Source organism: Flavisolibacter nicotianae (assembly GCF_003628535.1).
GTDB lineage: Bacteria > Bacteroidota > Bacteroidia > Chitinophagales > Chitinophagaceae > Flavisolibacter > Flavisolibacter nicotianae.
Map to the genome: position 1 here is coordinate 230,165 of NZ_RBCI01000007.1, position 12,519 is coordinate 242,683.

A 12,519-nucleotide genomic window follows, 5' to 3' on the forward strand; every position below is an offset into this window, starting at 1 on the left:
TCGTCCCGGCAAAAAATGACCCCGGAGGGGTCAACTGTTAGTAGCCCCGGGTGCAACCCGAGGTATGCGGAATAACCGAAGGACGAGCGGCCCTGAAGGGGTCGAACAGCAGCTGAATTAATTATAACAAACAGACATTATCAACCATGTTACGATTAGGAATACTTGGATTGGGTGAAGGAAGAAGCACCATCTCTGCTGCGTTGGCAAGCAGGAAATACGAATTGAAAACGATCTGTGACCGGAACGAAGAACTCTGTCGCCAACGGGCCAAAGAGTTTGACTTTCCGCATTACACCACCGTATACCGGGACATGCTTGACGATAATGACATCGATGTCATTGCCATTTATACACCCGACCACCTGCATGCGGCGCATGTTAAAGAAGCCCTTTTGCACGGCAAGCATGTGGTCTGCACCAAGCCATTGATCGATGACCTGTCAAAAGCGAAAGAGCTGCTGGACCTGCAGCAACAAACCGGTAAAAAAGTTTTTGTCGGCCAGAGCTCCCGTTTTTTCGAACCCGCCAAACGGCAACGGAAGGATTACGAAGCGGGCCTGCTGGGAGAACTGATCACGATCGAAAGTCATTACCACGCCGACCACCGCTGGTTCCTGGAAAAACCCTGGGCCCTGGAGTCATCCTTTAAATGGTTGTATGGCGGCTTAAGTCATCCCGTGGATTTCATTCGCTGGTACCTGCCCAACATCGACGAAGTGATGGGTTACGGCATGATCAGCGCCAACGGCCGGAAAGCGGGACTGAAAAATGAAGACACCATGCATTTTGTTTTCCGGGCGACGGATGGACGAATTGCACGGGTGAGTGGTGCATTCACGGGACCCATCCAGCCGGCACAACGCGACAGCGGCATGACCTGTATCCTGCGCTGCACGGAAGGCGCCAGCCAGGCCGACTACCACGAGCTGCGCTATTCGGTCACGGACAAAAAAGGTGAAGAAAAGGTCGTCACCTGGGGCGATGCGAAACTGAAACATTACTTCCGTTTCGAAGGACAAAGCCACCACGCCGGTGAGTATCAAAACTACCTGGACTATTTCGCCGACAGCATCGAAAAAGACTTTACCGCTTTTCCTGACCTGAAAGAAGGCATTGGCACCATAGCCTTGCTGCAGGCATTGGACAGATCGTTGAAGACAGGAAAGCCGGTGACCGTGGCGGAGATCTTAAATGAATTTGGGTTAAATGATTTGATCAATACCGGCAAGGCCTTACGTCCTGTTGAATAGCGAGATAAACCTAGAAGAGTGCGACGCAACAGCCGCCGAACAGCGGCAAGGCGCTGGTAACAAAAAACAAAGCTGATTTCTGAATGGGTACAAACATATTGGCAAGACTGACAACACTGGATTATGTGATTATCGCAGCTTACCTCGTAATCCTGTTTGCGATTGGCGTGCGGGCTAGTTTTTCCAAAAAAGAAAAGGGCGTCGAAACGCTTTTCCTCGCCAACAAATCGCTGGGCTGGGCGTCCATCGGCTTCAACATGTGGGGCACCAACGTGGGCCCTTCGATGCTGCTTGCCTTTGCCAGCATTGGCTACAGCACGGGGATCGTCGCGGTCAATTTCGACTGGTACGCCTTTGTGTTCCTGTTCCTGCTGGCCGTTGTGTTTGCGCCGCGTTACCTGGCGGCCAAGGTCACCACGATGCCGGAATTCATGGGCAACCGCTACGGCGATTCCACCCGGGACATCCTGGCCTGGTATGCACTGATAAAAATTTTGATTTCCTGGCTTTCACTGGGGTTGTTTGCCGGCGGCTTCCTGGTGCGGCAGATCCTCCGCGTGCCGATGTGGCAATCGGTGACGGTGCTTGTGTTGTTTGCCGGTTTTTTTGCATTTGCCGGCGGACTGAAAGCCATCGCCCGGGTCAATGTTTTTCAAATGCTGCTGCTGATCGGCGTCTCGCTGACGCTGACGGTACTGGGCCTGCAAAAGGCCGGCGGGATAGCAGCCGTTTACCACAAAACGCCGAACGATTTCTGGAACCTGGTACACCCGGCTTCGGACCCGAAATATCCCTGGTATGCGATCCTGCTGGGTTACCCGGTTTCAGCCGTCGCCTTTTTTTGTACCGACCAGGCAATGGTGCAGTCAGTGCTTGGGGCCCGCAGCCTGGAGCAGGGACAGCTTGGCGTCAACTTCATCGGCTGGCTCAAGATCCTGTCACTGCCGCTGTTTATCCTTACCGGCATTCTTTGCTATGTACTGTTCCCGCACCTCAAAGATCCATCCGAAGCCTACATGACCATGGTGACAAACCTGTTCCCGGCGGGAATGAACGGCCTTGTGATCGTGGTGCTGGTGGCAGTGCTGGTGGGCACTATCGGTTCATCGCTCAACGCGTTGAGCACCGTTTTTACCACGGATGTCTATGCGAAAAAGATCAACCCGGCCGTAAGCGGTGCGCAGCTGGTCAGGGTGGGACGAATAACCGTGGTGGCGGGCTGCCTGTTTGCCATCGGCATGGCGCTGGCGATCGACAACATCAAAGGCCTGAACCTGTTTGATGTTTTCCAGTCGGTGCTCGGCTTTATTGCACCGCCGCTGGCCGTGGTTTTCCTCCTGTCCGTTTTCTGGAAGCGAACCACACGCAAAGCCGTGAACGGTGTGCTGTCGATTGGCTCGGCTTTCAGCCTTGGCGTTGGCGTGCTGTATCTCTGGGTGCTGACTCCGGACCGCTATCATTTCTGGCCGCATTACCTCTTGCTGTCGTTTTACATTTTCGTTTTGTTGCTGCTGATGGCCGTTGTGATTTCACTGCTTGATCCCTCGCCGGTACGGAACGATATAAAGCTCCAGCCGGTGGCGGCAAAAACCTCGTCGCGGGTTTGGACAATGTGGAGCGCTCTGGCTATCGTAATGGTGGTCTTGTATTTCTTTTTTAACGGACATTAATGACGAAAGACCGATTTGACATTGTATGAACCTTTCCAAGTATAACTTTTTTTGTGTGACCAGCTTCGGCTCTACGATGAAGCGTTCGTTGCGTCGCACCCTTGTACGTTCGGTAAGTCTATGCAGCAGGATTTTGAACCACGGAGGCACAGGGTCACGAAAGTTCACCGTGCTGCTCTGTGTCTCCGTGTTCCTGTGGTTCAACCTATCCGCCCAGCAGGCAACCTGGATCTGGTATCCCGGCGACTACGAGATCTGGCTGAGCAACAACATGCAAAACCGCCGCACCGACCGCGGTGCCTTTTTCCCGGTGTTCTGGAAGATCGACAGCCATTACCCGCTGATGGATTTTCACAGGGACTATGTGTTGTCGCAGCCAGAGGATGTGACCGTTTATGCCGAAGGAAAATACAACGTGAAGCTGGATGGCAGGCTGCTGGAAGGCACACCGCAGACAGTGACGGTGCCTGCCGGCAAGCACAGGATCAATATCAAGGTGTTTAACCAGGCCGCCGTGCCGGCGATTTACGTGGCGGGAAAAACAATTGTCACCGACAGTTCCTGGCTGGTCACTTTCGAGGACAAGGAATGGATCGATGAAACGGGAAAGACCTCGGATGTGTCGGCAACGAAGTGGCTCAACGCGGGCAGCTGGACCTTTACTTCACCCATCCATCCGCCTTCCCAATTCCGGTTGCCGGTAAAGGCGCAATCGGCCGTTTCCGTTACGAAAAATGGCTCTTCTACTTTGGTTGATTTTGGAAAGGAAACCTTTGGCTTTGTCAGGCTGCACGGCCTGCAAGGCAAGGGCAAGGTCACCGTCTACTATGGCGAATCAAAAGAGGAGGCCCAGTCGCAGGAAGGGGCCATTGCGTTGGACAGGCTGCAGATTAACAGTGCATCGAAAACCGATTCGGTGATGCCGCTGTCGAAAGCATTTCGGTATGTCAACATCGAGACCGAACCGGCTGTTCGCCTGGATTCCGTTTCCATGCTGTACGAGTATGCCGACCTGAAAGACCGGGGTTCGTTCCGTTGTTCGGATGACGAGATCAACCGCATTTATGACGTGTCCAAATACACGCTCCACTTAAATACCCGGGAATTTTTTATCGACGGTATCAAGCGTGACCGCTGGGTGTGGAGCGGCGATGCGTACCAAAGCTACCTGATGAACTATTACCTGTTCTTCGATTCGCCAACGGTGGAACGAACCATGGCGGCGCTCCGCGGAAAGGATCCCGTCACGGGACATATCAATACCATCATGGATTACACGTTTTACTGGTTCCTCGGTATTTATGATTACTACCTCTACACCGGTGATAAAACCTTTATCCGGCAGTTTTATCCCCGCATGCAAAGCATGATGGACTATGTGCTGGGCCGGCGAAACAAGGATGGCCTGCTGGAAGGCTTGCCCGGCGACTGGATCTTCATTGACTGGGCCAATGGCCTGAGCAAAAAAGGAGAGGTCAGCTTTGAGCAAATGCTTTTTGCCCGCAGCCTGGAAACGATGGCCCTGTGTGCGGACATCGTCAGCGATGCAGACAGTAAGCACGCCTATACGAAACTGGCAGCCGGCCTGAAGCAGAAACTTTTTTCCCTGTACTGGAACCCGGAAAAGCATGCGCTTGTGCACAGCCGTGTAAACGGAAAGCAAACCGACAATGTGACCCGCTACGCCAACATGTTCGGGATCTTTTTCAACTACTTCAGCGAGCAGCAAAAGCAGGAGGTCAGGCAGCATGTTTTGCTGAATGATGCCGTGCAAAAGATCACCACGCCCTACATGCGGTTCTACGAACTGGAGGCACTGTGCGCCATGGGCGGGCAGGACTATGTGCTGCAGCAAATGAAGGACTATTGGGGCGGCATGCTGAAGCTGGGTGCGACCTCTTTCTGGGAAGAATACAATCCCGCCAAAAAAGGAGCGGAGCATTATGCCATGTACGGCCGTGAATTTGGCAAAAGCCTTTGTCATGCCTGGGGTGCAAGCCCCATTTACCTCCTGGGTAAATATTACTTGGGTGTGAGGCCGACATCACCGGGTTATGCCACCTATACCGTCGAGCCGAAACTGGGCGGCTTGAAATGGATGCAGGGAACCGTGCCGACACCGGCAGGCAACATCGAATTGTCGTGCAGCGAAAAAGAAATTAAGGTGAAAGGGGCCGCCGGCCTGGGAACGCTGGTGGTGCATAGCAAGCGGCTGCCGGTTTGCAAAGAAGGTAATGTGGAAAGGAAAGGCAACAACCTGTATGAAGTGAAGCTGCAACCGGGCAAAAGCTATACGATCGCCTATGCCGCAAACTGATCATTCAAAAACTGATTTGAACAGCATAAAGCGCTTTGTGACTTTATGCGCAAGAACTGACCATGAAAAAAGTTTTCTTTCTGTTGATAGCGCAGGCGGGACTGGCAACGTTTGCCGGTGCGCAACTGGTTGATAAAACACCTGCGCCTATCCCGATGGTGCCTGCTGTTTTCAATACCGAGCCCTGGGAAGACCCGCTGGTAAGTGGCATCAACCGGGAACCTTCGAGGGCCACGGCCTATTCGTTCAGTAACATCGGTGATGCCGTCAACGGCGATCGGACAAAGTCCCGCATGCTGTCGCTGAACGGGGAGTGGGATTTTGCGTTTGCTTTAAAACCTTCCGATGCGCCAACGGATTTTTACAAAAACCGTGTGAGCGGTTGGAAGAAAATAGAAGTGCCGAGCAGTTGGGAAATGAAAGGGTATGACAAACCGATTTACAAAAGTGCCGTATATCCGTTTCGTCCGGTCAACCCGCCGCATGTGCCGAAGGATTACAACGGTGTAGGCTGCTACCAGCGAACATTTGCGGTTCCTGCCGGCTGGAAGAACATGAACGTGACCCTACACTTTGGTGGGGTAAGTTCGGCGTACAAGGTCTGGCTGAACGGGAAGTTCCTGGGCTATGCGGAAGACAGTTTTCTGCCCAGTGAATTCAACATCACGCCGTACCTGCAGGAAGGCGAAAATGTTCTATCGGTTTGGGTGATCCGCTGGAGCGATGGCAGCTTCCTGGAAGACCAGGACCAATGGCGGATGAGCGGCATTCACCGCGAAGTGTACCTGATGGCAGAACCAAAACTGCGCATCGCTGATTTTTTCTACCAAACGAAACTGGACAAAGACTACAAGGATGCGTTGCTGAGCATTCGTCCACGCATCGAAAACCTGACCGGCAAGGAAGTTCCAGGGTATGTGCTGAAAGCACAACTTTTTGACAGGAATGGAAAGGCGGTTTTGGAAAAACCCCTGGAGAGATCAGCCGAAAGCATCATCAATGAAATCTACCCGCGGCTGGATAACGTGAAGTTTGGCTTACTGGAAACCACGGTGAAAAACCCGGACAAATGGAGCGATGAAATTCCCAATCTCTATACACTGGTGCTTTCGCTGGAAGACAGTACCGGCAACCTGCTGGAGGCCAAAAGCTGCAGGCTGGGTTTCCGCAGTATTGAATTTGCCAAAGACAACAGCAAGCTGTTGATCAACGGGAAGCTGACCTATCTCTACGGCGTTAATCGCCCCGATCATCACCCCACCAAAGGCAAGGCATTAAGCCGGGAAGATATTTTGCAGGACGTGAAAACCATCAAGCAGTTCAACTTTAACTGCATCCGCACCTCGCACTACCCGATGGATCCTTACCTGTACGATCTGTGCGACGAATACGGCATCCTGGTGATTGACGAAGCCAACCTGGAAACACATGGCTTGGGCGGTAAATTGAGCAATGACCCGCAGTGGACCGGCGCCTACCTCGAACGTTGCAGCCGCATGGTGATGCGGGATAAAAATCACCCGAGCATCATTATCTGGAGCCTGGGAAATGAATCGGGCCGGGGGCCGAACCATGCAGCCATGTCGGCCTGGATCCATGATGTTGATATCACCCGTCCCGTGCATTACGAGCCGGCGATGGGCAATCCGCGTTTGGAGGGTTACATGGACCCTTCCGATCCGCGTTACCTGAAGCCCAACGACCATTCGCACCGCCTGCAAAATCCGCAGGACGAGCCCTATGTTGATATCGTGAGCCGCATGTATCCCGGCATCTACACACCCAAGCTTTTGGCCGGACAAAAGAACGGCGACAGCCGTCCCATCTTCTTCGTGGAGTATGCGCATGCCATGGGAAATTCCGCCGGCAACATGAAGGATTTCTGGGATGTATTTCGCTCGACGCCACGTGTGATCGGCGGGGCGATCTGGGAATTCAAGGACCAGGGCCTGCTGAAAACCGACAGCGCTGGCGTTCCGTTCTATGCCTATGGTGGTGATTTTGGCGAGAAGTATTTTGACAACTTCACCATCAAAGGGGTGGTGGCTTCCGATGGAAGACCGAAGGCTGCGATCTACGAGTGCAAGCGGGTGTACCAGGGAGCGCAGGGCGAATTGATCGATGCGGCCAAAGGGTTGGTCAGGATAACGAACCGGCACGCAACGAAATCATTGGGTGCCTATGATGTCAGGTTGATTATACGGGAAGACGGGAATGCAGTGGTGACGCGGATGCTGCCGAGAATAAATTTAGCTGCAGGGAAGGACACGGTGATCAGCCTTTCGCCTTACCTGCCTAAACTGAAAGCGGGGGCGGAATATCTTGCCGATCTCCATTTCCTGTTATCGCAGGATGAACCGTGGGCACCGAAAGGTTTTGAAGTCGCTTCCAACCAGTTTGCGCTGACAGGCCTTTCAAAAATAGCGTCGAAAGGGAAAACCTACCCGGCCGCTTCGTTGCAGGAACAGGGTAATCGCTACGTCATCGACGGTAAAAATTTTAGTGTGGAATTTGATAAAACAAGTGGTGCGCTGACCTCGTACAAGTGGAAAGGAGAGGAACTGGTTTTTGCACCGTTCCTGCCGCATTTCAAGCGTCCGCTGACGGACAACGACCGCCGTGGCTGGAAACCGAACAGGAAGTTGCACCAGTGGTATGAACCCGAACTGCAACTCCGGGAGATGAAGGCCGGGAAAAATGCGAACAACACGATCAGCATCAGGAGCCGCTATTCGCTGGTGCACGACAGCGCTTCCGTGGAGATCAATTACACGGTCACAGGCGACGGGGTAGTGAAAGTGGATTATGCATTCAATGCGAAGGATGGCCTGCCCAACCTGCCGAAAGTCGGCCTGCAGGGCGCTATCAAGCGTCAATACGACAATGTCACCTGGTACGGACGGGGCTTGCTGGAAAACTATATCGATCGTAATTACGGTTTTGATGCGGCTATTTATTCGCAGCCCATCGCCGAATTCATGGAGCCTTATGCCGTACCGCAGGAGAACGGCAACCGCACGGATGTCCGCTGGATGCTGTTTTCCGATCAGCCAAAAAAGAACGGGTTGCTCATAGTTGCCGACAGTTTGCTAAGCATGAGTGCCTGGCCCTACACGGAAGAGAATCTGGAGAATGCAAAGCACACCAACAAACTGAAGGACGCCGGCCTTCTGACGGTGAACATCGACCTGGTGCAAATGGGCGTGGGGGGCAACGACAGCTGGAGCGAGGTGGCAGCGCCGCTGGAAAAATACCAGGTACCTGCCCGGCCATACCGCTATCGCTTCTATTTGACGCCTTACGAAAAAGACGGAAAGGCTCCTGGCAACAAAGCACGGGACGTGAAAGCAACGGCTTTTTAGCTGCCATCTGCTGCTGTTTCGCATAACAAGATAGTCCAACCTTTCAAAAGCGGCCTTTGCCGATAGTGCACAAACTCTTCGTTTGACCGGTTGATCTGTAATAAGATAATCCATCAGTTTGCGAAAAGATGTCATTGTTTCCACCTGCCTGCTACGGTATTTTTAACCTGCTGATTGGTAAATCCGCTTTTCTGCTTTGCTGAAGCGTCCCTGCTCTCGACAAAGCCGACGAATTGCTCAGAAAAATTGCTTGCCAGAAGCTACCCTCAGCCTTTCTGCAGGTTTCAACAGCAGCTCATTTGTTTGTTATCAATGTGCGTGAATGAAAGAAAAAATCATTTTAAAGGGCATTACCTGGGGGCACAGCCGTGGCATCACACCCTTGCTGGCATATGCACAGCGGTTTTCGGAACTCTACCCGCAGGTGGACGTGCAATGGAAAAAAAGAACCCTGCAGGAATTTGCCGATTTCCCGATCGAACAACTGACGGCACACTACGACCTGCTCATCATCGATCATCCCTGGGTGGGTTGTGCCGCCGCCACCAACTGCGTGCTGCCCCTGGAGCGTTACCTGTCCGAGGCCTATCTTAAAGACCAGCAAAAGAATTCCGTTGGCGGCTCGCACCAGAGCTACCGCTATAACGGTCATCAATGGGCGCTGGCCATCGATGCGGCCACACCCGTTGCCAGCTACCGTACCGACCTGTTGCAAAAACACCGTGTCGCCGTTCCCACCACCTGGGAAGAAGTGTTGGCGTTGGCCAAAGACGGTAAAGTAGCCGTGCCGGCTATTCCCATCGACCTGCTGATGAATTTTTACACGTTCTGCCTTGCACACGGCAAAGAACCCTTTCAAAACGACGAAGAGGTGATCGACAGCGAAACGGGACTGCAGGCCCTGCACAGCATGCAGGAGTTTTATTCGCTGGTCAATAAAAAAATGTTTGGCTACAATCCCATCGCTGTTGCCGAGGCCATGACAAAAGGAGACGAGTTTTGGTATTGTCCGTTTGCCTATGGCTATTCCAATTATTCTCGGAAGGGCTATGCAAAACACCGGCTGCAGTACACGGATGTGGTTTCTTTCAACGGTGAAAAGCTGCGTACAACCGTTGGCGGTACTGGCCTTGCGGTTTCGGCTTACAGCCAGCACAAAGAGTGGGCCCTTCGTTTTGCCAAAGAACTGGTTTCACCGGAAGTGCAGGCCACGTTTTATGTACAGCACGGCGGGCAGCCGGGACACCTGTCGGCCTGGAAAGATGAAGCGGCCAACCAGCTTTGCAGCAACTATTTCACCAACGTGCTGCCGGCCATGGAACGTGGCTACATCAGGCCCCGGTACAACGGCTACCTGCATTTTCAGGATGCCGCGGGTCATCCCATCCGTCGTTTCCTCTGGCATGGCGGACAACCGGCCAATGTGCTGAAAGACCTGAACAGGATCTACCAACAGTCCCTTTCACTTCAACCTGCTAAAGCTGCTGTATGAAAAACCGTCCACTGCACGGATTGAAAGTTTTGGAATTTAGCCAGTATCTCTCCGGCCCTTCAGCAGGCCTGCGGCTGGCCGATCTGGGTGCACGGGTGATCAAGATCGAACGGCCCAAAGGCGGCGATGCCTGCCGGCAACTGGCCATAAAAAACATGTGGGCCGATGAAAGCAGCCTGTTGTTTCATACCATCAACCGCAACAAGGAAAGCTTTGCCGCTGACCTGAAAAATCCCGAGGATATTATTTGGATCAGGCGCCTGATTAGGGAGGCCGACGTAGTGACGCACAATTTCCGTCCCGGCGTGATGGAAAAGGTGGGATTGGATTATGCATCCGTGCAGGCCATCAACCCAAAAATTATTTACGCTGAAATTACCGGCTATGGAAAGGAAGGACCCTGGAAGGACAAACCCGGGCAGGACCTTCTTCTGCAATCCTTGTCCGGTCTTGCTTATACATCCGGCAACGCCGATGACGACCCGGTTCCGTTTGGCATTGCCATCGCCGATATCCTTTGCGGGGCGCACCTGGCGCAGGGCATTTTAGCAGCCCTGATCCGTCGTCATAAAAAGGGAATGGGCGCACTGATCGAAGTGAGCCTGCTGGAGTCACTGCTCGATTTCCAGTTTGAATTGCTGACGACCTATTACGCCGGCGGCGAACAGCCGGTGCGCAGTAACGTAAACAACGGTCACCCGCTGCTAAGCGCACCCTATGGGATTTTCGAAACGGCTGACGGCTTTTTGGCCATCGCCATGGTGCCGTTGAAAAAGCTGTCACTTGCCTTGCTATGTACACCGCTTGCCAACTTTTCGCAGGACGATGCTTTTAGCCGACGGGATGAGATCAAGCAGGTGCTGGCTGACTTTTTAAAGCAGCAGCCTTCTGCGGTTTGGCTGGAGCGTTTGCAGCAGCACGACATCTGGTCGATGGAAGTGCTTAACTGGCAGCAGATGAAAGCGCAGGAGGCGTACAAGGTGCTGCAGATGGAGCAAGCGGTTCGAGTCGGTGACAAAGACATCATCACCACCCGTTGTCCCATCCGTATCAACGGCGAACGGCTGTTTGCAGATAAACGAGCTCCCAGGCTGGGCGAACAAACCGAAAAAATCAAAGCTGAACTCGTAAACCAACTGATATGAATTTGCTGGATGATATTGTGGTGATTGACTTTAGCCAGTTTCTCTCCGGCCCGTCAGCGGGCCTGCGGCTGGCCGATCTGGGTGCACGGGTGATCAAGGTGGAGCGGAAAGGCGTTGGTGATATCTGCCGAGAACTATACGTGTCCGATGTGATGATCGAAGGCGAGTCGACCATCTTCCACGCCATCAACCGCAACAAGGAAAGCTTTGCGGCCGATCTCAAAAACGAAGAGGATCTGCAGGCCATCAAAGAGCTGTTGAAAAGCGCCGATGTGCTGCTGCATAATTTTCGTCCTGGTGTGATGGAGCGCCTGGGTCTTGGCTACGATACCGTTAAAAAACTTAATCCTGCGCTTATTTATGCGGAGATCAGCGGTTACGGAACGGAAGGCCCGTGGAAAGATTTACCGGGGCAGGACCTGTTGCTGCAATCGGTTTCGGGTCTGGCCTGGCTGAGTAACAACCATGGACACACGCCAACACCGATGGGCGTTGCCGTTGCCGATATTCTCGCCGGCGCACACGTGGCGCAGGGCATTCTGGCCGCCCTGTTCCAACGCTTTATCAGCGGTGAAGGAGCCCTTGTACAGGTGAGCATGTTCGAAAGCATTCTTGATTTCCAGTTCGAGGTCCTGACCTGTTTTTACAACGACGGCAATGAACTGCCGGTGCGAAGCAGTGTCAATAATGGGCATGCCTACATTGCGGCGCCCTATGGTATTTACAAAACGGCAAACGGTTATCTTGCACTGGCAATGGGTGACATCCTGGTGCTGGCCGGCTTGCTGCACTGTCCCGGCCTGAACAGGTTTCAGGACAGGAGCGAATGGTTCAGCAAGCGGGATGAGATCAAGAACGAACTGGCCATTCACCTGGCAAAAAACACAACGGAACACTGGCTGGCCATTTTGCAACCGGCGGACATCTGGTGTGCAAAAGTGCTGAACTATGATGAGCTGGTGCAGGAAGAAGGCTACCAGGTGTTGGACATGGAGATCACAGTGAAGACCTCAAACGGTCTTGAAATCACCACGACCCGTTGCCCGATCCGCATGGATGGACAAAAGCTGGTGTCGTCCGTCGGGGCACCCCGCCTGGGCGAACACAACCGGCAAATTGAAGACGAGTTCCTGGTACCGGAAGAAGTTGTTAAAAACGAAAACTGAAATGACAGACCGCATGATCGATACGCATTTGCATGTTTGGAATTTTGAGAAAGCCGACTATCTCTGGCTTGAAGGCGACACGTCTATCCTCAATCGCACCTATCACATCGAAGA

Annotated in this window: 7 protein-coding genes; all 7 read left to right on the forward strand. The window is 53.1% G+C overall.

Annotated elements, in window-relative coordinates; translation table 11 throughout:
* Positions 1-146: 146 nt before the first annotated feature.
* The 7 genes from D6024_RS18355 to D6024_RS18385 all read left to right on the forward strand — a co-directional run bounded on the left by D6024_RS18355 (position 147) and on the right by D6024_RS18385 (position 12,405).
* Positions 147-1,253 carry a Gfo/Idh/MocA family protein gene (locus tag D6024_RS18355; RefSeq protein WP_121356208.1) on the forward strand — a complete coding sequence of 369 codons (1,107 nt, stop codon included), beginning with the start codon at positions 147-149 and terminating at the stop codon, positions 1,251-1,253.
* An 83-nt stretch (positions 1,254-1,336) separates the two neighbouring features.
* Positions 1,337-2,923, forward strand: a complete 1,587-nt coding sequence (locus tag D6024_RS18360; protein WP_121356209.1) for a sodium:solute symporter family transporter — start codon at positions 1,337-1,339, stop codon at positions 2,921-2,923.
* Between the two features lie 55 nt (positions 2,924-2,978).
* Complete coding sequence (locus tag D6024_RS18365) at positions 2,979-5,240, forward strand: alpha-L-rhamnosidase-related protein (RefSeq protein ID WP_240410081.1); 2,262 nt, start codon at positions 2,979-2,981, stop codon at positions 5,238-5,240.
* A 62-nt stretch (positions 5,241-5,302) separates the two neighbouring features.
* Entirely contained in the window at positions 5,303-8,602 is a 3,300-nt protein-coding gene (locus D6024_RS18370; protein WP_121356210.1) for a glycoside hydrolase family 2 TIM barrel-domain containing protein, read from the forward strand.
* A 322-nt stretch (positions 8,603-8,924) separates the two neighbouring features.
* A complete protein-coding gene (locus D6024_RS18375) occupies positions 8,925-10,094 on the forward strand; it encodes an ABC transporter substrate-binding protein (RefSeq protein WP_121356211.1) in 1,170 nt (389 codons plus the stop codon).
* Positions 10,091-11,239 carry a CaiB/BaiF CoA transferase family protein gene (locus tag D6024_RS18380; protein ID WP_121356212.1) on the forward strand — a complete coding sequence of 383 codons (1,149 nt, stop codon included), beginning with the start codon at positions 10,091-10,093 and terminating at the stop codon, positions 11,237-11,239. Before D6024_RS18375 ends, D6024_RS18380 begins: the two co-directional genes overlap by 4 nt.
* Positions 11,236-12,405: a CaiB/BaiF CoA transferase family protein gene (locus D6024_RS18385; protein WP_121356213.1), complete on the forward strand. Its 1,170-nt coding sequence runs from the start codon at positions 11,236-11,238 to the stop codon at positions 12,403-12,405. Before D6024_RS18380 ends, D6024_RS18385 begins: the two co-directional genes overlap by 4 nt.
* Positions 12,406-12,519: the final 114 nt, after the last annotated feature.